Raw genomic sequence first — 24285 nt, forward strand, 5'->3', positions numbered from 1 at the left:
TCAGTATTATCTAGAATTTAATGCGTTTATTAGCAGCACCTAAACTCAAACCATTTACCCAAAACATCAACGGTTATGCTGGCGAACTATCCTTCTGACACCTACCATCGGCGTCATAGCTATGGATTTCCTGATGTTTACACTAGCTCGTCAACTCCTCTTTACCGGCTTCAGTTCGATCCGAAAGACAAAACACCCAAGTATAAGCAGATTGTGCAGTCGGTTATAACCGATATTGAGCGGGGCGTTCTGAAAAACAAGGAGCAATTGCCGTCTATCAGTGAGTTGAGTACTGAATACTATCTGGCTCGCGATACGGTCGAAAAAGCCTACCGGGAACTGCGCGAGAAAGGCTATATCACATCCGTACAGGGGAAAGGGTATTATGTACAGACGCAGACGGCGTCGAAACTCAAAATTCTGCTGATTTTCAATAAGCTTAGTTCCTACAAAAAGATTGTTTACTATGCGTTTCTGAAAGCGCTGGGCGATAAGGCAACCGTCGATTTGCAGATTCATCACTACAGCGCCTATCATTTTCAGGAGATTGTCGAAAAAACCCTGGGCAAATACAACTACTACGTTGTGATGCCGCATTTCACGCAGGATCTCGACAAAGCCGACTACCGGCAGGTTCTCGAACGTATTCCGGCCAGCGAACTTGTGCTGCTGGATAAGGATGTGCTGGGCCTGCCAACTCCTCGTTTATGTGTTCACCAAAGCTTCGACAAAGACATTTGCGAAGCACTGGAAAACGCACGGGATTTATTAAACAAATACCGCCGAATGGTGCTCATTCTGCCCAGCGACGGTAACTATCCGATCGAAATTGCACACGGTTTCCGATCCTTTTGCATTAATTTCAATAAAGAGTTCGCCATCAAAGAACATGCTACCAACGAACTGCTCGAAGCAGCTACGGCCTATCTGGTTGTGGAAGAAACCGACCTGTCGGAACTGATCAAGAAAGTCAGGCAGTCGACCTATACACTGGGCCGGGAAATTGGCATTATCTCCTTCAATGAAACGACTCTCAAGGAATTACTGAACATCACGGTCGTTACGACCGATTTTGAAGCAATGGGTATTACGGCGGCTTCGCTCCTGCTGGATCGTCAGCAAATTAAAGTCAAAAATCCATTTTATATGATCCGACGCGAATCGCTTTAAACAACGTCGACGCTAAAAACTGGCAGGCCTGATCACCACCGGCCCTAACAAACCCGATTCTCGTGCCTGCCAACGACTGGCATCAAATGGCTGGTAGCGAATATCAACCATGTTGATATCGTAAAACTTTTTCCAGCCCGGATGTTGACGGTCAAATAACCGCATATAATTCGCCGACAGATTAGATACATCAATTTCCAATAAATTTCCCGTTGGTTTTAACCGCTTCGCTGGTATGGTCAGTTGAAACGGAATGCACCAGGCTGTTCCAAGGGGTTCACCATTTAAGCGTACATCGGCAACTTCGCGCACATCGCCCAAATCCAGCACATAGTCCTGCACCTTTGCTACTGAAGACGGCCCATCGAATGTCGTTGTATACCGAGCCTTTCCCCAGAAATAACCTGCCGAGTCGGACAGGGATGTCCACGACACAAGCCTGGGCATGGCTGCCGATAACGCAATAGTCGGGCGCCCACTCAAAAATTGCACCTGCCAGGGTTTCTCAAAAACAACCATCGCCGACTTGCTTGTGTCGGCAACCTGCTGCTCCATCAACTCAGGTTGTCCCGGTAGCACAGTAAGGAAACAGGCCTGGCCTGGTTGCAGTGTCAGCAAGACTTCATTGCCCCCGGTTTTTCCGGTTCGAACCGGCACCTGAATCGTCTGATTCGTCAGCGGATCGTAACGGCTGACCCGCCCCGATACCGACAGACTGATCCAGTTCTGGCGAAAGCGATTATTGAGGTTAGCGACAAAATACTGAGTTGTATCGCCATTCCGTTTCCGAATGAACGATAGTCCTTCTGCCGCCCAGGGCTCAACGCGGGTTCCTAACTGACTCAACGACCCAAACAAATCCTGAGCAACCGTTACGTTTTTTTGTTGACGAAGCCGTTTCCCCCGTTGGATAACCTCATTTGAGCGGGTATCGTGCTGGTGAAATCCCGGTGCCTGTTGCGGAAGTGCGCCATCAAAAACAATTCGGGCACCCAACCGGGCCAGCCGCTCCAGTTGCTGGAGCGACGATTCGGGCATATACGTAGTTTTCGGAATCAGCAGCACCTGATAGGTTGCCCCGCTCGTAGTTTGAATTCCCCGTTTCGTTACGGTCAGGCTTTTCAGCAATGCGTCGGAAACATAATCGAACGAGTAGCCCCGGTGCAATAACGCTTCACCGAGTTGCCCGACTGGTTGCGGCAACAGCCACCGTTCGACATGGTGAACTTCTAGCTGATGAATCCCTCCTGCCGACTTTGCGGGGGTGGCCCATAAATCGTGAATGGGAAAATAGAGCAAAACATTGTTGTCGGGTTTGCTGGCCTGCAATCGGATCTGACAACGCTGAATATACTGGTTTAGCAATGGCAGATGCGGCCAGAAATGCGACGTAGGGCCATAGTTGGTCGACGCATAAAACAACCAGCCCGGCCAGGGTTCGGCCGGTGGCGAATACGGAATACCGTGGTAAAAAATATGATTGACTCCGGCCGTAAACAGCTCATCGACCTGCGGTTTTATCTGCGACAGCGAGACCTGAAAATGATTGGCCAGCCAGGTTCCGGTTTCTGAACTAACCAACGGCTTGCCAGCCAGGTTAGCCGCCGACGACGCAAATTTCATGGCCAGCGGATGGGGCGTTCCAAATCGATCGATCTCATAATCTGGATCGACGCGCAAACCCGGTATCGGAAACCGGCTCGACCCAAAGGATTCGGTTTCGGGAATATCGACCTCGGCATATAAATCAATCAGGTTTCCCGGCGAACCATGCGCCTGATTACGCGTCAGATACCTATGCGTACGGGCCCAACCCGCCCACGACTGCGTAAACCCATCCTGAAGCAGTTCGGCTAAGGTTTGGTGATAATCCTGATGAACCAGAATACTCACAGGCGACTGCGTTGTGTCCAGAAATGCATGTAGCTGGCCATTCAGATCATAGCCCCGGCGCTTTTTGAATTCGGTCAGAAAATCGGTCGACCAGTTGGCCCCAAAAACCTCATAGGAATCGTTATACACTGCACGAGGCTGCGTATCGGACAAACGGACAAGCGTCGAATCGAACCGTTTGAGGTATTGTTCAATGGCATTTTTACTAAAATAGTCAATCACCAGACCTTGTCCTCCGGGTGCAGGTCGTTTCACTTGCTGCTTTGTTAGTTCAGCAACTAGCTTGCTGTTTTCAACTTTCCAGCGTTTGGCAGCCATTTCGGGCGTTACGCCGGGCCCACCAAAAGGCCAGCCCGTGCCGGTTGTCAGATCGACTCCCAGGCCTAGTCGTTTTCCTTCCCGGACCGTATGCGAAAATACGGCCAGCCATCGCTCACTCAGGAACGGAATAAATTGTTGCTCGGCTCCTTTTGCCCCATAAATCGGAATAATGTGTACGCCACCCAGGCCTGCCATCGAAAACTGCTCCAGCAGATTAGTAATATCTTTTTCGTTTACAGCATTGCCCATCCACCACCAGTATGTCCAGGGTTTTGCCTGCCGACCGGCATTAACCGGCACAGGCTGCGCGGCACAAACCGATACTATACCCAATCCCATCAGACCGATCAGGACACTTAAAGCCAACCTCTTCATACTGTTGATTAAATACGATTCTCAAGTTAACGGTAAAGCCGATTGCTGCTGCAAAGCAACGGATCGGTCCATTATGCCTACTTAAAACTGGCCAACCAGCAAACGTTCGTGCAAACAAGTAAGTAAAACTGACTTAACCTTCCTGCACTCTGTGGTATAGAGCCAGCGAGCGAGCATTTATTAACCGGCGGCTCCGTTAGCCAATCTAAGAAAAATTCTATTTATAACAAACTGACAATCATATAAATTATGTATTTCTCGCTTTTTAATACACTATATAAGCCACTAATATATATACATATATTAAATTTTATTTTATATACATTATCAATAAAATGAAATAGTTATTTTAGATTAAATTTTTTCAACTAAAAAGCATATTCAAAAAAAATTATTTAATTTTAGTGACATATAAGTAACATTCAAATTTATCCTTTGTAAAGTCCTAAAAATGAAAAAACGTTTACTGTATTTTTATATCGGTGCTATAGTAGTCGGGGGGGCGTTGTTCACTTCTGGAAAAAATCTAAACCCATCCGACTATAGCCTATTCACATCGCTGCTTCAAACCACAACAATTTCGCTGCCTGGCCGCGTCGAAGCTGAAAATTATACTGCTATGCAGGGTATTCAGACCGAAACGACGGCTGACGATGGGGGTGGCCAAAATGTTGGTAATATCGACGACGGCGACTGGATGGATTATTCGGTAACGGTTCCGGCCAACGGGGTGTATACCCTTCGATTCAGAGTTGCCAATGGCTGGAGCGATGGTGCCCAGTTTCAGCTCCGAAACGCAGATGGTAGTGTTATCACCACAGTCAATGTGCCCCGCACAGGTGGCATTCAGAGCTGGCAAACAATTGGCGCTACGGCCCATCTGACAGCCGGTACACAAACGCTTCGTATCTACGTTGTAACGGGGGCCTGGAACTTAAACTGGTTCGAAGCAGCCGAAAGCCGTTCTATTTTAGGAAAAATTGAAGCCGAGACCTTCGATGTCAGCACCGATGTCCGGCCCGAAACCACTTCCGACGATGGCGGTGGCCAGGATATTGGCTACATCGATGATAATGACTGGATGGATTTCAATGTTAGTGCTCCATCGGCCGGGGTGTATACGTTTCAGTTTCGGGTGGCCAATAGCTATGGCAATGGCCTGATCGAAATTCGCTCAGAGTCGGGTTCTGTATTGGGCAGTGTGGATGTCCCCCGCACTTACGGCTGGCAAAACTGGACTACTGTTTCCACAACAGCTACCCTGCCTGCTGGTAGCCAGGTATTGCGTTTTTATGCCGTTCGGGGAGCCTGGAATTTCAACTGGTTCAACGTTTCGCAGGGCGGTGTTGTGCTGAGTCCGGCCGTTATTACGTTCGACGCCCTGCCCGACAAAACAACCGACGATGGTGAATACAACCTGGTAGCGACCAGTACCAATGCCGAAACACCGATTACGTTTGCATCGTCGAATCCATCGGTCGTTTCGGTATCCAACGCATCCGGAATCTGGAAAGCAACGGTTGTTAGCTCGGGCACAGCCACTATCACGGCTTCGCAGGCGGCTTCGACATCATTTCTGGCAGCCGACGATGTGTCTCGTCAGCAGGTCGTGAATCCGTCATCCATCATCTCGCCCGATAAAAAAATTCCGATTGAGGCTGGCCGCTGGTATCAGCTTACGAATGCGAGCAATGGGCTTCAGGGGCTGTTTGATGGCGTTACGGACGTGAATGTTGAAACAGGATGGGGTAAAGTGCTACCCAATTACGACGCCTACTATCCGCTACTGACCGGCGAGTCGATGAGCATTGAAAGCATTCGGTTCTACGATTTTACGGGCATTTTCACCGACAATCCGATGACGCTCTCGATCATTACCGATCAGTGGCAGCGGATTCCGATAGCCACATTCACGGGCGAACAATATGCGGCCTGGGTTGGTCCCTACCCCAACCGGTCGACAACGGGTAATTTACAGTTCAAACTCGATCAGCCGATCAGCAATGCCCGCTATCTGGTGATTAATACGGGTGGCGCTTTCCCAACCGAAATGGAGTTGTATGGCTCCTACACACCATCGACCATAGCGCAGACTCCGGCACCGGCCAAATCGGTCAGGCTGAAAGACATGCTGGGTGTGAATGCCTACGAATGGAACTTCGAAGATGGCAACTCGCCCTGGCAGATCAACGAAGCGAAGATGAACATCGTGAAAAGCTTCTCGGGTGTTCGGCACTACATGGACTGGAACAAGCTGGAAGCCAACGAAGGCGATTACTCCTACAATCCGACCCTGAGCGGTGGCTGGAACTACGACGCCATCTACGAACGCTGCCAAGCCGAAGGCATCGAGGTATTGGCCTGCCTGAAAACCCTGCCCGACTGGATGGTAAACACCTACCCTACCGACCAGCGCGATGCCGAAAACGTACCCGTTCGCTATGGTAAAGATTTTGCTGATCCAACGTCGTATATCGAACAGGCGAAAGCCGCTTTCCAGTACATTGCCCGCTATGGTAGCAATACCAATATCGATCCGGCTCTTCTTAGTGTTAACACAACCCCTCGCTGGACTGGCGATACGCCTAATTCAATTAAAATTGGGCTGGGACTCATCAAATACATCGAGTGCGACAACGAGCGCGACAAATGGTGGAAAGGCCGCAAAGCCTATCAGACTGCCCGCGAATATGCCGCTAACCTATCGGCATTTTATGATGGCCATAAAAACACAATGGGGGCCGGAGTTGGTGTAAAAAATGCCGACCCTACCGTGAAAGTAGTAATTGGAGGTCTGGCTTCAGCCTCGATGGGGTCCGATTATATAAAAGGGATGATCGACTGGTGCAAACAGTACCGGGGCTACAAAGCCGACGGTAGCGTTGACCTGTGCTGGGATGTGATCAACTACCATATGTATACCGATAATACCTCATCGTCGCAAAGTGGTGGTTCAACGCGGGGAGCCGCTCCCGAAGTGACCACCGTTAATCAGATTGCCGCCGATTTCCGGAAAACAGCTCACCTTCAGTCTTATGATATGCCGGTCTGGATTACTGAAGCCGGTTATGATGTAAACCAGCAAAGCCCCCTGCGCGCCATTCCCATCGGTACTAAATCGGCACTCGAAACCCAGGGCGACTGGATTTTGCGGACGGCCCTTTTCTATGCCCGCCAGGGTATCGAAAAACTGTTCTTCTATCAACTCTACGACGACAATTCGTCGGGGGGGATGTTTGGCACTTCGGGTTTGGCCAATGGCGATAACCTGACCCGTCGTCCAGCGGCCGATTATCTGTATCAGACCAATAAGCTCTTTGGCAACTACTCGTATAAACAAACAATCAACAGCGACCCAATTGTAGACCGGTACGAACTAGACGGCAAATCGGCGTATGTGCTGGTTGTACCGGATGAAGTGGGTCGAACGGCAACCTACACGCTTGATCTGGGAACGGCTACCCAGGCACAGATTTATCGGCCAACGGTAGGTAGCAACGACATGACGCTGGAAGTAGTCAGTACCAATCAGGGACAACTTCAGCTTACGGTTACCGAAACGCCAATGTTCGTGGTAGCAGGCACAACCGCACCCAATGCCCGTGTTGCTACATCTGTTACTGAAGCGAAATCTCTGGATGAAGTCATTCAGATTTATCCGAATCCAACGGCCGATTTTGTTACAATTCAGCTCGAACGGTCCAGCAGCAGTCCGCTCAACGTAAACCTGTTCGATGCGGGTTCGGGGCGGCTACACCGTCAACTGAGTGTATCGAAAACAGGAGGGCAATTCTCGACCAAAATGGACCTGACTCACCTACCCGTTGGCACCTATATTCTGGAAGTAAAACAGGACAGCGACCGCGTTATGCGCAAAGTGCTGAAGGTCGAATAGGCGGTCATTTGTCATTAGTCACATTGGCTGATGGTTTTTAAATGTATTGTCCACAGAGGCACAGAGGGCACAAAGAATTGCTATTGACGATTCTTTGTGCCCTCGTGCCTCTGTGGACAATTAGTTGTACTCTTATGCTCGTCCGCGATTGTATCGCGGATGACTGAGGTCCGCGTCTACGACCAGCAACCAATGACGTTTCTTATTTCAATACCTGTACTTCAATCACCGAGTTGTCGTATACGCGGTGGGTGGCTTTCTGAAAATCGTCGGCATTGGCCTTAAAAATATTATCGACGTATTTTTGCGGATTCCGGTCAATCAGTGGGAACCAGGTGCTCTGTACCTGAATCATAACCCGGTGCCCTTTTTTGAAGGTATGCAACACATCCTGTAGCCGGAACGTAACGTCGGTTATTTCACCTGGCTTAAACGGTTCGGGCTTCTCAAACGAATTACGGAATCGTCCGCGCATAGCCTCCGATCGAACCATTTGCTGGTAGTTGCCCAGTGTAATATTTTTATTGGGCATATACGGATGATTCGGTTCGTCGGGCGGATACACATCGATTAGCTTCACAACCCAGTCGGCATCGGTACCTGTTGTACTTACTTTCAGTTTAGCCGTTATTTCGCCCCCCAGCGTCAGGTCTTCGGTCAGCACATCGGTCTGAAATGTCAGCACATCGGGCCGTCGGCCAGCAAACCGCTGATCTTCCGACATGTAGTTGAACGGCGTAAAACCCTGCGTCGTCGTAATGTCTTCGGTATACGGAACCGGTTTCATGGGATCACTGATAAACTCCGAAAAGCCCTTCCCTGCACCTGAGTTATCGGTTTTCAACTGCCCATTGCTGGCCAGATAAAACGGCACGGTCTGCGCATTGGCGGCAGGCCATTTATCGAACGTGCGCCATTCGTTGCGTCCGGTATTGAACAGATAAGCTTCGGGCAAACCTGTTTTGCCATCGCCGGGGCCTTTCAGAAAATGATCGAAGAATTTTGCTTCGATATTCCGCTGGTAAAATGTAGCAATGCTATCGCCAAAATAAATATTGCTATGCAATGTATGACCCGTTTCACGCGACCACCGACCATGCCCAAACGGGCCCATAACGATTGTATTGTAGGTGCCTGGATTATTTTTTTCGACTGTTTTATAGATGTTCAGCGGTCCGTACAGATCTTCGGCATCGAACCAGCCCCCTACGGTCATAAGCGCATGGTTGATGTTTTTGAGATGCGGAATAATGCTGCGTTTCTGCCAGAATTCGTCATAGTTCGGATGATCGACCGTTTCCTGCCAGTAGAAGTTATTGCTGTAATATTTGTCGGCATTTTTCAGCGGTCCCAGATCATACTGCCACTGGAAACCATCTTTGGTGCCGGTATGAATAAACTGGTCGTTATACCAGGCTTCGGTAGTTGGGTGCGGGTGCTGAACCCCAAAAACGGGAAACGTGAAAATATACGCCTGAATAAAGGCTCCGTTGTGGTGAAAATCGTCGAAGAAGAAATCCGACACGGGTGCCTGTGGCGACGACGCTTTCAGGGCAGGGTGAGCCGCAACAGCTCCGGCAATGGTATAAAAACCGGGATAACTGATTCCCCACTGGCCAACGCGACCATTGTTGTTCGGAACGTTTTTGAGCAGCCATTCAATGGTGTCGTACGTATCGGAACTCTCATCGACCGCCAGCGCCGACTGTCGGGCGGGGGCTTTGCCTTTCTTTTTGGCATCGGCCCGTGCTGCGGCTTTTTCTTGCTGATCGGTTACGGTTGGCGTCATATTGGTCCAGGTGCCTTCCGACATCCAGCGCCCGCGCACATCCTGATAGACGAAAATAAATTTATCGCGCATCAACGTTCCCGACGGGCCTATCTGCCCCGGATAGGCATCAGGGCCATAGGGAGCCACGCTGTAGCAGGTACGCTGCATCAGAAATGGGTATTTTTTCGCCGGCGAGGCATCTTTGGGAACATAAACGGCCGTGTGTAGTTTGGTGCCGTCGCGCATCGGAATTTTATACTCGAACTTCTGGTAATTATCGCGAACGTAGCTGGGCGCGGGGGCTGTCTGAGCAATGGCCGATTGAATAAGAGCAAGCGCAAGCAAGCCATATAGCCAGTTTTTCATGGAGCTGATGGAGTTAAGAGGGTGTAAACTGCTGCAAAGATAATGCGCCGTTTTCTCACTACAGACTCTTCAGAAAAGCAATAGCTTCATACCTCCTCAACAATGGAGGATTAATCAGTTTCGTCGAGCGTAAAGATGTGCTCTACGGGTTTGTCAAACACCTGCGCCAGCTTGAGAGCCAGAATCGTCGATGGAACATAACGGCCCGTTTCAATGGAGTTGATCGTTTGGCGACTGACCCCAATCCGTTCGGCCAGGTCGTTTTGCGATAGGTTTTGTTCGGCTCGTTCAACTTTCAGTCGGTTTTTCATAACGTGCATGATGGATGGATGTTCCAAAAATAAGCCAGCGGAAGCGTATGATGAAGACCAATAATACAGTGAACATGTTATAGATCATCACGCTAAAAAAAGCGCCATCATAAACAGTAAGAATGGCAATCACTAAAATCAGATAGTTAGCATATACGCTCCATTGCAGGGCTTCGAGCCGTAGCTGGCTTATCATCTCATCTTCTACTTTCTCCCGCGAGAACGCAATGAACAGAAGTCCCAGAATGACTCCAATGGCGGCTACTTCATCCGTCATATCCTGATTTTCCAGCAAGTGCATTATTGAGTTACCTGACGTTATCGTCATAGGCTTACTTAACCAACTGATATCTAACCAGCTAATCTTAAAATCTGCATAGAGATTTGCCAGCCCCAATACTACCGAGGGCACAAAAATCAGCCAGCCAATCAGCCGGAAGCGATGCGGAAATAACCATTTTGTTTTCATGATCTCTGTTTGTTTTTTACAGATCAAACGTAAAGTAAAGTTTCCATATTGTAAAGTTTACTTTACAAAAATTAAGAAAAAAAATTGCCGGTCTTGTGTAAGACCGGCAATCTATACGTAGTCAAGTATGGCTACATCTTAAAAATCTGATCCATAAGCACCCATTTTTCGCCGGGTTTGGCCATGGGCAGCGCCTGCTGATACGTCCACATCAGCGCTTCCCACTCCTGCACCTTCGGATTTGCCGCATCGGCAGCAGCCTTTGCCTCGAACGAAAATGTTTCGTCGGTTTCCATGATCATGAACAGACGCTTACCGATCCGGTAAATCTCCATTTCGGTAATGCCCGACTCACGGATGCTGGCTTCAATTTCGGGCCGGAGCTTTTTATGGTATTGCTCGTACTCGGCAATCAGCTTCGGATCGTCTTTAAGGTCGAGAGCAAAACAGTATCGCATAATCAGGGTGCCACTTCGGGAGCGATGTTAGGGTTATGTAAATCACTGGAATTGATCCGATACCCCTGCATGGCATAAAACACGATGTAGGCAAAACAAACCAGCGGAACCAGAAGCGCATAAACAGCACCATTGGCAAACAATGCACCAGCCACCAGCGGCATCAGCGCACCGCCCACAATACTCATTATCACCAGCGACGACCCAATTTTCGACTCAGCGCCCAGCCCTTTGGTCGCCAGCGCAAAAATCGTCGGGAATTGAATCGACTGAAAGAAGTACGTAAAGCTCAGGGCAATTACGGCGGTCAGACCACCGGCCAACATCGCAATTATTACCATCAGAACGGCACCACCCGCGTAGATCGCCAGTACGACATTCGGGCGAATCCGCGTCATGAGCGAGGTACCCACAAACCGGCCGAGCATGAACAACACCAGCGCGAACGAGGCATGAAAACCGGCAATCTGCGTAGCCGACAAATCGGTAGGTGAGCCAGTCAGCGAATTGATGGCGTTCATATAGGCCTGGGCCAACGCCCAGTGCCCATCGCGGGAGAAATCGAGTTTCAGATCCACAAAATAGCCCCAGAGTGTCGCCTGAGCACCCACATTCGCAAACTGGGCAATAACGCCCAATGCCAAATGCCGATGGCGCATCACCCCCCAGATCGACGTTTTACCCGCAGCCTGCTCCTCTTCGGCTCCAACTTCGGGCATTTTCGTGATGGCAAACAGAATGGTCACGAAAGCAATAATCGACCCAATAACCAGATAGGGGCCCTGTACGGAGAGGGCTTCTTCAACCCGGATGGCTTCGGCCTGGGCAGGAGCCATTGCCTGTAGCATTTCGGGTGTGTATTCGGTTTTAGAGAAGATGAACAATGCGCCAATGATCGGTCCCAGAATGATGCTGATGCCGTTGAAGGACTGCGAAAAATTCAATCGCCACTCCGATTTGGACGGATCGCCCAATACGGTTACGTAGAGATTGGCGGCCGTTTCCAGAAAAGCAATACCGCAGGCCATTGTAAACAGAGCCAGTAGGAAAAAGCCATAGACCCGCACTTCGGCAGCCGGATAAAACAGAAAAGCACCGCCCCCATAGAGCAACAAGCCAAACAGAATACCCCGTTTGTAACCGAACCGACGCATCACATAGCCAGCAGGCAAGGCCATGAAAAAATAGCCCAGATAAAAAGCAAAATCGACGATACCAGCCTGAAATCGGTTCAGATCCAGCGCTATCTGAAACTGTTTAATGAGCGATCCGTTGAGACTATTGGCTAACCCCCACAGGAAAAACAGGCTCGTAACAAGCGCAAATGCAACTCCGTAGCTACCGGTTGCCTGATCAGATTTTAGTTTTACGTTATCGGGAGCGGGTCCGAGAGGCATTGATATGTTGTTTAGGGTCTATAAGAATGAGATTATTTTATTGGCCACATCGAACAGCCGACGTGGCCAATAAACGTTGCTTACTTATTGGTAATCAATCAGTAATGGCGCGGTCGAGATGCGTATACCCACCATCGACGTGGATTAACTGCCCAGTGGTATGACTTGACTTATCCGACAGCAAAAACGCAACCATATTGGCCAGCTCTTCAGTAGTTGTCATTCGGTGTTCGAACGGAATTTTCGAAACAATCTGCTTCAGTTTTTCTTCCGGGTTCGGCAACGTTTTAATCCAGTTAGCATAGAGTGGTGTCCAGCTTTCGGCCACAATAACGCAGTTGACCCGAATGCCGTATGGCAACAATTCAACGGCCCATTCGCGCGTAAGTGCATTACGTCCGCCATTGGCGGCTGCATAGGCCGATGTATTTCCCTGGCCGGTCTCGGCTACTTTCGAGCCAATATTCACAATTGGCCCTTTCGATTCTTTCAGCGCAGGTAAGGCATAATGAGCCATCAGGTAGTAATGCACCAGGTTTTTATGCAACGATGCAATAAACCCCTCATAACTCCCCTTTTCGAGCCCAACGCCATCGTTCACACCCGCATTATTCACCAGTCCGTCGATGCGTCCGAACTGAGCCAGCGTTTGTTCAACAGCGCGCTGGCACGCTTCCGGTTGAGTTAGCTCGGCCGCAAACTGATGGGCCTGTCCACCATTGGCCCGAATGGCGTCAACAGTTTTCAGGTTGTCGGCTTCATTACGCCCAATGATGACTGGAATAGCGCCTTCGGCTGCCAATACCGTTGAGATCCCTTCGCCAATGCCCTTTGCCCCGCCCGTAACAAGGATAATTTTATCGTGTAGGTTTAAATTCATTTCGTTGAAACTGGATGTTAGCTATCCAACGTTAGGTTAGATTATAAAACTCAACGGCATTAGCGCCCATAACTTTTGATCGAACTTCGTCGCCCCAGGGAGCTACGTATTCGTCAATCAGGTTTTTGACCTGCGTATAATTGGCCGCAACCAGACAAACCGGCCAGTCGGAACCAAACAGGAGCCGATCAGGTCCAAACTGTTCGAATACGACATCCAGATACGGAAAGAAATCTTTTTTGCCCCAGTTATGCCAGTTGGCTTCGGTAACCATGCCCGACACCTTACACGACACATTCGGCTGTTTGGCGATTTCGGTCATAAAGTTCGACCAGCGGCTGATTTCCTGCCTTTTGATATAGGGCTTGGCCAGATGGTCGATTACGAAGTTAACTTCCGGCACTTCGCGTACCAGATGCAAAGCGGCTTTCAGCTGCGTCGGATAGATCAGAATATCGTAGGTCAGGTCAAAAGCCGCCAGTTGCCGGATACCTTTAATGACCGACGGCCGCATCAGAAAATCGTCGGGTTCGGCCTGTGCCACATGCCGCAAGCCTTTAATTTCTTCAAATGCAGAAAATATTTCGAGTCGGTTATAGAGCGTTGGCGATTGCAGGTCAACCCAGCCAACGACGCCTTTAACGAAGTCGTAGTTCTGAGCCATGCTAACCAAAAACATGGTTTCGTCTTCCGACTGCGATGCCTGAACGGCCACGCAGCCGTCGACTCCGTTTTCGGTTAGCACCGGCTCCAGATCGGCCGGCAAAAAATCGCGCTGAATTACGGCCATATCATCCGTAATCCAGCTATCACGAACGGGGTCAAAATGCCAGAAATGCTGGTGAGCGTCAATAATCATAGCTAAAAAGTGAAGAGTGAAAAAATCTGTTGTATTCTATACTCTACACGTTACACTCTTCACTGATAACTAACCGCTGTCTGTTTTTGCACACCCAGTCCCTCGATACCCAGTTCAACAACATCGCCGGGTTTGAGGTAACGCTGTGGTTTCAGGCCCATGCCAACACCAGCGGGTGTTCCGGTCGAGATCACATCGCCGGGCAGCAGGGTCATAAACTGGCTGATGTAGCTCACAAGCGTTGGCACATTGAAAATCATATCGTCGGTATTGGAATCCTGCAAACGTTCGCCATTCAGATCGAGCCAGAGATGCAGGGCATTGGGATCAGCTATTTCGTCTTTCGTTACCAGATACGGACCCAGTGGGGCAAACGTATCGGCACTTTTCCCTTTCACCCACTGTCCACCCCGTTCGAGTTGCCAGGCGCGTTCGCTATAATCGTTGTGCAGGGCATAGCCCGCCACATATTCCATAGCGTTGTCTAGCTCGACATAGCTGGCTTTTTTACCGATAACAATGGCCAGTTCGACCTCCCAGTCGGTTTTTTCAGACCGCTTCGGAATCACCACATTATCGTTAGGACCGCAAAGGGCGGTGGTAGCTTTGTAGAAAAGGATAGGTTCTGCCGGCACAGGAGCATTGGTTTCGGCTGCGTGTTTTGCGTAATTCAATCCTACACACAAAATTTTGGAAGGACGTTTCACGCATGGGCCGAAACGCTCATCGGCCGAAACTTCGGGGCAAGTCTGAGCGTGCGAATCGAGCCAGTGTTTCAGGCGTTCGGGGCCATTGCTGGCAAAAAACGATTCGTCAAAATCTTCACCAAAATGTGTTACATCGATGTGCTGCCCCGAGGGTAACACCACGCCAGGATGCTCATGATCGGGCTGGCCGAAGCGAAATAGTTTCATGTAAAAAAAAGATACGTTGACAGGAAAAGCAGACTAGGCCGCAAGTTTAACCATTCTGCCGCAAACCCACTTTGTTCGTCAAGTATGTTTTTTCAGGAAAAGAAACTTGTCTGCAAAAACAGTTAATCTACCAGTTGGGCGTTATACCGATCGGTTATGCTTCAGTCTGCACTTGTTGTTTGTTTTTTGAAGGTATAGTATTGATCGATATTTTAGATCCCGAAAGCATATGGATTTATATAGCCAAAAAAGCAAAAGCATTCCTCAGAAACTAGTTATCCATATTCTGGAACTGGTAGCCATATACACTTCTTACTGGCTCTTATTCCAGCAGGGAGGAGAGTATGTCCAACAGACATGGGGTATTCAAAACGCGCGCGTTGCGATTGACAGGCGAACAATTCTTTTTGCGTTTAACCTGATCGTATTTCTCAGGATCGCCTTCACAATGTTTGTTTTCCTGAAACGAAAAATCCCCTGGGAAGAAAGCCTGAGCGTACCCTTTGCCTTCGCGCTCTATTTCGTCGGCTATTCGTTATTTGTTTTACCTACCGATCGTCCTGTTGATTGGTTAGACTATGGAGCAATAGCTCTGTTTCTGCTTGGGAGTGCCATAAATACGCTGGGAGAATTATTACGAGACAAATGGAAAAAGAACCCGGTCAATAAAGGCCAGCTTTATACGCAGGGTCTTTTTCGCTATGCCATGCACATCAATTATTTTGGCGATCTGGTTTGGGTAAGTGCTTATGCCATTATCACCCGAAACTGGTATTCGATGTCAATTCCTCTTTTTCTGTTCTGCTTTTTTGTGTTCTACAATATCCCAAAACTCGATAGCTATCTTCGGCAGAAATACGGAAACCAGTTTGACCAGTATGCCCGGCAAACCAGCAAGTTTATTCCATTCATTTATTAGGCAGGCAACGAACGGTAACAGGCCCCAAAAAAAATAGTCCTGATGCCTATAAGCATCAGGACTACGTTTAGAAACACAACAGCAGCAATATCAGGTATTCAACCGAATAAAACCACCGTCGATTGGGTAGTCGGTACCGGTAATAAAACTGCCTTCGTCGGAGCAAAGATATAGTGCCAGCGCACCAACTTCTTTAGGCTGCGCCATGCGGCCAATTGGTTGCGTTTTCGACAGTTTTTCAAACATTTCGGCCTCCCGACCCGGATAATTTTTAGCCAGAAAACCATCTACAAAAGGCGTATGCACCCGCCCCGGCGAAATGCAGTTGCAACGGATGTTATCTTTCAGATAATCTTTTGCAACCGATAACGTCATGGTCAGTACGGCACCTTTGCTCATTGAATAGGCAAAACGATCGGGAATCCCTACCGATGCGGCCACCGATGCCATATTGAGTATAACCCCACCCCCATTGGCCTTAAAGTGCGGAATGGTAGCGTAGAGGCAGTTATAGACACCCTTTACATTTATACGAAAAATTCGATCAAAATCAGCTTCCGACGTTGTGTCGGCCTGCCCAACATGAGCCACTCCCGCATTATTCACCAGAATATGAATCGGTCCCTGTTCTGCAATCTGATTAATCAACGCCACTACCTGAGCCTGATCCGATACATCGACGGTATGGGCTTGTACCTTACCTCCCGACTCCGTAATATCGCTAACAACCTGTTGTGCCAGTTCCTGATTAATTTCCAGAATGTGAACGGTTGCCCCTGCATCGGCAAACGTTTGAGTAATGGCCAGCCCAATGCCACTGGCTCCGCCCGTTACAAGGGCTGTTTTATTGTCGAGTGAGAACATTTTCAATTTGTGATTGAGCGAATGAGTGATTGAGCGATAGCGTTATTCACTCAACCATTCACAACTTATAAAGAAACACCCCGTTTCCAGGGGATAAAATCGTCTTGTCCGAGCCGTTCGGCCTGGGTAATTTCGTCGCCAGAAGCCAGGTGGATAATATACTCCAGTAGTGCATTGGCATTTTGTTCGATCGTTTGCTGTCCATCGACAATCGGGCCACTGTCGAAATCGATCACATCAGGCATCCGGTTTTTGAGGGCCGTATTGGTCGAGATTTTAACGACTGGGCTAACCGGATTACCGGTTGGTGTGCCAAGCCCTGTAGTAAACAAAATAACGTTCGTTCCCGAACCAGCCATACCTGTAGTAGCTTCAACATCATTGCCGGGAGTACAGAGCAGGTTCAGGCCGGGCGTGGTTACGGGTTCGGCATAATCCAGCACATCGGCAACGGGTGCTGTTCCGCCTTTTTTAGCCGCTCCAGCCGATTTAATGGCATCGGTAATTAAGCCGTCTTTGATATTTCCGGGCGACGGGTTCATATCGAAACCCGACCCAACGGCTTCGGCCTGTGCCGAATAGGTGCCCATCAGATCGATAAACTTCTGCGCTTTTGCCTCTTCGAGGGTGCGGTTGATCAGTTCCTGCTCTACCCCGTTCAGTTCCGGAAATTCGGCCAGTACGGTTTTACCGCCCAATTCAACGATAATATCCGACAGGTGCCCAATAGCCGGATTCGCCGAAATGCCCGAAAAGCCATCGGAGCCACCACATTTAAGGCCAACCGTCAGAGCGCTCAGGGGAGCGGGCTGCCGCTCTAGTTTATTGACTTCGACAAGGCCCAAAAAGGTTTCCTTTACGGCCTGCGACATCAGTGCATACTCGGTTCCAGCCTGCTGTTCGAATAACAACAATGGCTTGTCGAACTTTGGATTCTGACGTTTTATTTCTGCCGAAATCATATCGACCTGCAAATGCTGACAGCCCAGGCTCAGCACCGTAGCACCGGCCACATTAGGGTTGTTAATAAACCCCGCCAGCAGCGAGCACAGGTAAGCAGAATCCTGCCGAGTACCGCCACACCCCATTTCATGGGTCAGGAACTTGATGCCATCAATGTTTCTGAAAGGCCGACTGGACTGCTGGCGCGTATGGTTCAGCGTTTTGTTCTGCGATTCGTCGACAAACGGTTCCATCTTTTTGATGGTGCTCAAGTCGCCAGCCCGATACAGGCTCAACAGCTCGTGTACCTGCTCGCGATAGGTTTCGGGCTGCGCATAGCCCAGTTCCCGTTCGAAAGCGTCTTTCAGAATCAGCACATTCCGGTTCTCGCAAAACACCAGCGGCACCACCAGCCAGTAATTTCGTGTACCTACACTGCCATCGGCCCGGTGATAACCCATAAACGTACGTCCCTGCCACATCGAAACATTGGGTGGTTGCCACGAATACGGTTGTTTTTTATCGAGCCCATAACGATCGGCATCATGTTTCAGATTAAAGGTAGTGATGGGCTCACCCCGACGGATAGGTTGGGTTGCCTTTCCGACCAAAACACCATACATAATTATCGGATCGCCGATCTGCCGGTCTTCCGTTACAAATTTGTGTTTGGCTCCAACGGCATAAGGAAGCTCATAGACGGTATTCTCAAACTCAATTTGTTCACCAGCCGACAGATTGCGAAGCGCAACAATAACATTATCGGCAGGGTGAACTTTAAGCACACGGGCAGACATCAGAAAAGTTATTTTTTAACTGTAAGAGACGCAAGACTCCGAAATATACCACCCTTTCCTAAAAAACTTTGTACTCTTCTATTGCGAATGTGCGCATCAATCCCAAGTTTTGGCCTCTGATTTATTCCTTTCCAATGTCCCTTCCTTCTACAGCAAGTCAAACCGCCTTTCCGGCAGGTCGCCTGATGTCCATGGATGCCTATCGTGGCTTCGTTATGACGTTAATGGCAGCCGAACTACTGAGTTTTCATCGGCTACACGAGGCCTTCCCCAATAGTTCGTTCTGGGCTTTTCTGGCTCATCATCAAAGCCATGTCGAATGGGCTGGCTGTTCCTTACACGACCTTATTCAGCCGTCATTTTCGTTTCTGGTTGGCGTCGCCCTGCCTTATTCCATCGCAAGTCGCGCCAGGTTGGGGCAATCCTTCACTGTGCAGTTCGGCCACGCGCTACGGCGATCATTGATTCTTATTCTGCTGGGCATTTTTCTGCGCTCTACCCACGCCGAACAAACCTACTTCACCTTTGAAGATACGCTAACCCAAATTGGCCTCGGCTATCCGTTTTTGTTTCTACTTGGCCGAACCTCGTCCCGAACAACCTGGATTGCCTTTGGCCTGATTCTATTTGGTTACTGGCTGGCGTTTATTCTTTATCCGACGCCCGGTTCCGCCTTCGATTACGATCAGGTAGGCGTTTCGCCCGACTGGACTGAACATTACACGGGACTGATGGCGCATTTTAATAAGAACAGCAATCTGGCCTGGGCTTTTGACAAATGGTTTCTTAATTTGTTCCCGCGAAAAAGCCCATTTCTGTTCAACGGTGGGGGCTATGCTACGCTGAGTTTTATTCCCACACTTGGCACAATGCTGTTAGGGCTACAGGCCGGACGGTGGCTACGGTCGGGGTTATCGCAAGGCGACATCATCCGGCATTTTCTGATTGCCGGAGCCATTGGTATTGCTGGTGGAGTGCTGCTGCACGTAGCCGGTATTTGCCCCATTGTGAAACGAATCTGGACACCAGCCTGGGTTTTGTTCAGCGGTGGCTGGTGTTTCTGGCTATTGACCTTGTTTTATTACGTAATCGACGTAGCTGGCCGACGGGGCTGGGCTTTTCCGTTCGTGGTGGTGGGTATGAACTCTATTGCTATCTATTGCCTGGTTCATTTAATTGACCGTTTCATTATTAATTCTTTTTATACCCATCTCGGTCATGGTCCTTTCCTGATTTTTGGACCAGCTTATGAACAACTGCTAATTGGGGCTGCTACCCTTGCCGTGTTTTACCTGATTCTTTGGTGGATGTACCGCCGAAAACTCTTTATCCGAATTTGACTTATGCCGACGGCCAACATTCTGAACCTATTCGATCAAACCGTTTACTACGGCACCCTGACCGTCGAGAACGGCCGTATTGCTCGTGTTGAACGACTGGGTCCCGAACGACCAGACGAACCGTATATTCTACCCGGTTTTGTTGATGCACACGTTCACGTCGAAAGCTCATTACTAACCCCGCCCCAATTTGCCCGGCTGGCGGTTGTTCATGGCACCGTGGCTACGGTTTCCGATCCGCATGAGATCGGTAATGTGCTGGGCGTGGCTGGTGTCGAATACATGCTTCGAGAGGCCGAACGTGTGCCTTTCAAATTTATGTTTGGTGCTCCTTCGTGCGTTCCAGCTACCACCTTCGAAACCGCTGGAGCAACCATCGGCGTACGCGACGTACGTTACCTGCTGGGTTTGAAAGAGATTGGCTATCTGGCCGAGATGATGAATTTTCCGGGTGTTCTCCACGAAGATCCGGAAGTGATGGCCAAAATTGCCCTCGCCAATGCATTTAATAAACCCATCGATGGGCATGCTCCCGGCCTGACTGGCGCTGATGCTCAGCGCTATATCGATGCGGGTATCACTACCGATCACGAATGTTTTACCTACGAAGAAGGTCTCGACAAAGCCAGACGGGGCATGAACATTCTGATTCGGGAAGGAAGTGCTGCCCGTAATTTCGAGGCCCTGATTCCGCTCCTGGCCGAATTTCCAGAGCAAATCATGTTCTGTTCCGACGACAAACACCCCGACACACTGGCCATAGGCCACATTAATCAGCTTGTGCTGCGGGCATTAGCTAAAGGACACTCACTCTGGAACGTGTTGCGGGCCGCGTGCCTGAATCCGGTTTTGCACTATCGACTACCGGTTGGTCTACTCCGCGAAGGTGATACGGCCGATTATATTATCGTTGATAATCTACAAAACTTCCAGATCCGGCAAACAGTGATTGATGGTCAGATTGTAGCCGAAGATGGTCAATCCAACATTCCGGATTTGCGCAGTCAACACGTTAATCAATTTAACTGTGAGCCAAAGACAGCAGATGAATTTGCGGTGGTGGCAGAGGCTGGTTCAGATCAAATCAGGGTTATTGAAGCGCTGGACGGCCAATTGATTACCAACGAATTACAGCTAACCCCAAAGATCATCAATGGTCAGATCATTCCCGATCTGGAGCAGGATATTCTAAAGCTTGTGGTTGTCAATCGTTATCAGAATGTTCCACCGGCGGTGGCATTTATCAAAAACGTTGGGCTTAAACACGGAGCCATAGCCTCATCGGTCGGGCACGATTCGCACAACATTACGGCAGTTGGCTGCAACGATGAAAGTATTTGTCAGGCAATCAATCTGGTTATTGAAGCGAAAGGAGGGTTATCGGCGGTGGCAGGTACACCCCCCCATGAACACGATACCGAAATAATGAGTCGGCGGGCGTTTTTGCACCTGACCACTACTCCCGAAACTCAGTTACTCCCCCTGCCGGTTGCAGGTCTTATGACCGATACCGATGGTTACGATGTTGCGGCTCAATATGCAACTCTCGATCTATTTGCCAAACAGGAATTAGGCAGTACGTTGTCTGCACCTTTCATGACCCTATCCTTTATGGCGTTGTTGGTTATCCCGGCCTTAAAGTTGAGCGATAAGGGATTGTTTAATGGGAATGCGTTTACTTTTAGCCCTCTTCAAATTGTGAAATAAGGGCACAAAAAAATTTTATTTGCCATACCATTTTAAATTCAATTTATTATTAATATGTTTACACACTTCTTTCGAGTTCCTCAACCTATACCTACCTGCTCATGCCTCGTTCCCGCACGCAAAACGGACCTGACGACGAAACTCTCTGGAACCAGTTTCGCAACGGCGATGAAAATGCTTTCGCCCAGTTGTACCAAAATTATGTACAAACGCTCTACCATTACTGTGCCCATTTCGCCACAGATCGAGCTTTGATCAAAGATTGCATTCATGACCTGTTCGTGGAGCTCTGGAAACACCGTACAACCATTGGTCCGACAACTTCTGTACGCTTTTACCTGATGGCGTCTATCAAACGAAAACTGGTCCGCCATCTGACCGCCGAACAGAAGTTGATTAGCCAGGACGATGTATCGAACGGCCGGCGGGTTGGCGATACACTTCCGGGAGCGGATCCTTCTCACGAAAACTTACTCATTTCTTATGAAGAAGACTCCTATATGAATGATTGTCTGCATCAGGCTCTCGAAAAACTCCCTCGCCGTCAGCGCGAAGCTGTTCATCTCCGCTACTTCCAGAATATGAGTAACGAAGAGATTTCGACCCTCATGCAGATAAACATACAATCGGTATATAACCTTATTTTCGGCGCAATGAGCAACCTTAAGCGGTACATCACCCCCGAAAATGTATCCCTTTAACCCTATCAATACTTAACCCTGATTATTCCTAAACCTTTTCTGAAGACGGTAGCTGCGCAAGTGGCTACCGTTTTTTATGCGTAAATTCGCTGAATGAATACAGACTCAACGCCCCTACCCGAGCGGGTTCGACCGCGTACACTCAACGATATTATTGGTCAGCAGAAACTAATGGGACCCAACGGTGCGCTGCGCCGGGCGGTTGATGCCGGGCGACTACCCTCTATGATTCTGTGGGGACCGCCGGGAGTCGGGAAAACAACGATGGCTTTGTTGCTAGCCGAAGCGGTTAAAAGACCATTTATTGCACTGAGTGCCATCAATTCAGGAGTTAAGGAAATTCGCGATGTACTCAGCCGCCCATCCGGGATGTTTCCACCCGTTGTATTTATCGACGAAATTCATCGATTCAACAAAAGCCAGCAGGACGCTTTGCTGGGGGCTGTTGAAAAGGGACAGATTACACTCATAGGAGCCACCACCGAAAATCCCTCATTCGAAGTCAACAGCGCCCTGCTATCCCGTTGCCAGGTTTACATACTGGAAGCACTCAGTCGCGATGAGTTGATTCAGGTAGTTGACAGGGCTATCGCTCAGGATGCCTTTTTACAGTCGAAACAAATAAGCGTCGAATCGTATGACGCCTTACTTCGGCTGTCGGGCGGTGATGGGCGAAAGCTTCTGAATTTACTTGAGCTGGTCGCATCAGCGCATGTTTCGGCTGAGCCACTCATAATCACCGATGAAGGTGTAACAACGGTTGCTCAACAGAATATTGCTCGTTATGACAAATCGGGTGAGCAGCATTATGACATTATTTCTGCCTTTATCAAGTCGCTGCGCGGCTCCGACCCCAATGCAGCCCTGTATTGGATGGCCCGTATGATTGTTGCGGGTGAAGATCCGGTTTTCATTGCCCGACGAATGCTCATTTTGGCGTCGGAAGATATTGGTAATGCCAATCCAACGGCTATGATTATGGCATCGGAAGCGGTACAGGCCATTAAGGCAATTGGTATGCCCGAAGGGCGGATTATTCTGTCGCAGGTGGCTGTTTATCTGGCCACCTCACCCAAAAGCAACGCCAGTTACGTAGCCATCGACGATGCCATAGCGCTGGCCGAACAAACAGCCCATTTGCCGGTACCGCTACACCTGCGGAATGCCCCAACCAAACTCATGAAACAGATTGGTTATGGGAAAGAGTACCAGTATGCGCATTCGTATGAAGGCAATTTCGTGCAGCAGAATTTCTTGCCCGACGATCTGAAAGGACGTAAATTGTATGAACCGGGCCATAATACCCGCGAAGCTGAGATTCGACGCAATTTGCAGAAATGGTGGGGCGAGTGGTATGAGTATTGAGAAGAGTGCAATCAATGTTAGTAGTACACTTATTTCAAACGCTCCTGAATCAAGGCTACCAACTGATCAAATCGCTGATTCATTTCCTGTCGTAGCGCATCGACATTTGAATCAATTTTGGTGTCGAGTGACGCAATATGGTCTTGCGTAGCAGTCAAACTTTGCCGAACCTCAACGAAATTTTCATCGACGCGGGCAAAACGCTTATCAATCTCAACGAAGTTCTGCCGAACCTGAACCGTTAAATCAGCAACCCCTCTGGCTGCTAGTTCGGCATTTGAATCGGCTCGAATATCAATTGCCAAAATCTGACCATTCGACTCAATAAGTCGATCCGTTTTCTGAGCTACATCAGCCAATACAGGCTCTATCTGATCAAGACGTTTATCCGGTGTCATATCAGCAAATGTAGCCAAAAATTTATTTTTGGAGAATAATTTATGGTACTTAAATAGCTACCGAAAAAGTAAGGGGAGCGTTTAGCCTCAATCCTGGCAAATCCTGATCAATGGGTTACACGATGCCGTTAAGTGGCCTCCTGGCTCATCGGCGCAACCCATTAACAATTTTT

General features: G+C 49.1%; 19 protein-coding genes. 7 read left to right on the plus strand and 12 right to left on the minus strand.

What is annotated here, in order from left to right; all coding sequences use genetic code 11:
* The first annotated feature begins 75 nt into the window (after nucleotides 1-75).
* The gene (locus WBJ53_RS21120) at nucleotides 76-1170 is read left to right on the plus strand and encodes a GntR family transcriptional regulator (RefSeq protein WP_338869816.1); all 1095 of its coding nucleotides are present in this window, start codon (nucleotides 76-78) and stop codon (nucleotides 1168-1170) included.
* A gap of 12 nt (nucleotides 1171-1182) precedes the next feature.
* Here the strand turns inward: WBJ53_RS21120 and WBJ53_RS21125 are convergent, their stop codons facing one another.
* The gene (locus tag WBJ53_RS21125) at nucleotides 1183-3759 is read right to left on the minus strand and encodes a glycosyl hydrolase (RefSeq protein ID WP_338869818.1); all 2577 of its coding nucleotides are present in this window, start codon (nucleotides 3757-3759) and stop codon (nucleotides 1183-1185) included.
* Nucleotides 3760-4210: 451 nt separating this feature from the next.
* Between WBJ53_RS21125 and WBJ53_RS21130 the strand changes: the two genes are divergently transcribed.
* Nucleotides 4211-7654 (plus strand): carbohydrate-binding protein, encoded by a 3444-nt coding sequence (locus tag WBJ53_RS21130; RefSeq protein ID WP_338869819.1) that lies wholly within the window; start codon nucleotides 4211-4213, stop codon nucleotides 7652-7654.
* A 202-nt stretch (nucleotides 7655-7856) separates the two neighbouring features.
* Here WBJ53_RS21130 and WBJ53_RS21135 read toward each other — a convergent pair whose 3' ends face one another.
* From WBJ53_RS21135 to WBJ53_RS21170, 8 genes are all read right to left on the minus strand, one after another.
* Entirely contained in the window at nucleotides 7857-9791 is a 1935-nt protein-coding gene (locus WBJ53_RS21135; RefSeq protein WP_338869820.1) for a CocE/NonD family hydrolase, read from the minus strand.
* 110 nt (nucleotides 9792-9901) lie between these two features.
* On the minus strand, nucleotides 9902-10102 hold the full coding sequence (locus tag WBJ53_RS21140) for a helix-turn-helix transcriptional regulator (RefSeq protein WP_338869822.1): 201 nt from the start codon (nucleotides 10100-10102) through the stop codon (nucleotides 9902-9904).
* Nucleotides 10080-10571: a hypothetical protein gene (locus tag WBJ53_RS21145; RefSeq protein WP_338869823.1), complete on the minus strand. Its 492-nt coding sequence runs from the start codon at nucleotides 10569-10571 to the stop codon at nucleotides 10080-10082. The genes WBJ53_RS21140 and WBJ53_RS21145 overlap by 23 nt, the downstream gene beginning before the upstream one ends.
* A 131-nt stretch (nucleotides 10572-10702) precedes the next feature.
* Nucleotides 10703-11029, minus strand: coding sequence for an L-rhamnose mutarotase (locus WBJ53_RS21150; protein WP_338869825.1), 327 nt, complete (start codon nucleotides 11027-11029; stop codon nucleotides 10703-10705).
* Between the two features lie 2 nt (nucleotides 11030-11031).
* Complete coding sequence (fucP, locus tag WBJ53_RS21155) at nucleotides 11032-12426, minus strand: L-fucose:H+ symporter permease (RefSeq protein ID WP_338869827.1); 1395 nt, start codon at nucleotides 12424-12426, stop codon at nucleotides 11032-11034.
* Nucleotides 12427-12520: 94 nt separating this feature from the next.
* Nucleotides 12521-13306: an SDR family oxidoreductase gene (locus WBJ53_RS21160; protein WP_338869829.1), complete on the minus strand. Its 786-nt coding sequence runs from the start codon at nucleotides 13304-13306 to the stop codon at nucleotides 12521-12523.
* Between the two features lie 31 nt (nucleotides 13307-13337).
* Entirely contained in the window at nucleotides 13338-14165 is an 828-nt protein-coding gene (locus tag WBJ53_RS21165; RefSeq protein WP_338869830.1) for an amidohydrolase family protein, read from the minus strand.
* 59 nt (nucleotides 14166-14224) lie between these two features.
* The gene (locus tag WBJ53_RS21170; RefSeq protein ID WP_338869832.1) at nucleotides 14225-15079 is read right to left on the minus strand and encodes a fumarylacetoacetate hydrolase family protein; all 855 of its coding nucleotides are present in this window, start codon (nucleotides 15077-15079) and stop codon (nucleotides 14225-14227) included.
* Between the two features lie 229 nt (nucleotides 15080-15308).
* Here WBJ53_RS21170 and WBJ53_RS21175 point away from each other — a divergent pair, with 229 nt between their 5' ends.
* Nucleotides 15309-15998 (plus strand): DUF1295 domain-containing protein, encoded by a 690-nt coding sequence (locus tag WBJ53_RS21175; protein ID WP_338869834.1) that lies wholly within the window; start codon nucleotides 15309-15311, stop codon nucleotides 15996-15998.
* A gap of 90 nt (nucleotides 15999-16088) precedes the next feature.
* Here WBJ53_RS21175 and WBJ53_RS21180 read toward each other — a convergent pair whose 3' ends face one another.
* Entirely contained in the window at nucleotides 16089-16862 is a 774-nt protein-coding gene (locus WBJ53_RS21180) for an SDR family oxidoreductase (protein WP_338869836.1), read from the minus strand.
* Nucleotides 16863-16927: 65 nt separating this feature from the next.
* On the minus strand, nucleotides 16928-18601 hold the full coding sequence (locus WBJ53_RS21185; protein ID WP_338869838.1) for an altronate dehydratase family protein: 1674 nt from the start codon (nucleotides 18599-18601) through the stop codon (nucleotides 16928-16930).
* Between the two features lie 191 nt (nucleotides 18602-18792).
* On the opposite strand from WBJ53_RS21185, the gene WBJ53_RS21190 reads away from it, so the two are divergent.
* From WBJ53_RS21190 to WBJ53_RS21205, 4 genes are all read left to right on the plus strand, one after another.
* Nucleotides 18793-19941: a hypothetical protein gene (locus WBJ53_RS21190; protein WP_338877215.1), complete on the plus strand. Its 1149-nt coding sequence runs from the start codon at nucleotides 18793-18795 to the stop codon at nucleotides 19939-19941.
* A gap of 3 nt (nucleotides 19942-19944) precedes the next feature.
* Complete coding sequence (gene ade, locus WBJ53_RS21195; protein ID WP_338869840.1) at nucleotides 19945-21648, plus strand: adenine deaminase; 1704 nt, start codon at nucleotides 19945-19947, stop codon at nucleotides 21646-21648.
* 101 nt (nucleotides 21649-21749) lie between these two features.
* Nucleotides 21750-22349 (plus strand): sigma-70 family RNA polymerase sigma factor, encoded by a 600-nt coding sequence (locus WBJ53_RS21200; RefSeq protein ID WP_338869842.1) that lies wholly within the window; start codon nucleotides 21750-21752, stop codon nucleotides 22347-22349.
* Between the two features lie 93 nt (nucleotides 22350-22442).
* Nucleotides 22443-23714: a replication-associated recombination protein A gene (locus WBJ53_RS21205; protein ID WP_338869844.1), complete on the plus strand. Its 1272-nt coding sequence runs from the start codon at nucleotides 22443-22445 to the stop codon at nucleotides 23712-23714.
* A gap of 29 nt (nucleotides 23715-23743) precedes the next feature.
* Here the strand turns inward: WBJ53_RS21205 and WBJ53_RS21210 are convergent, their stop codons facing one another.
* Nucleotides 23744-24112 (minus strand): hypothetical protein, encoded by a 369-nt coding sequence (locus WBJ53_RS21210; protein WP_338869846.1) that lies wholly within the window; start codon nucleotides 24110-24112, stop codon nucleotides 23744-23746.
* Nucleotides 24113-24285 lie beyond the last annotated feature (173 nt).

It is taken from the genome of Spirosoma sp. SC4-14 (genome assembly GCF_037201965.1).
Lineage (GTDB): Bacteria > Bacteroidota > Bacteroidia > Cytophagales > Spirosomataceae > Spirosoma.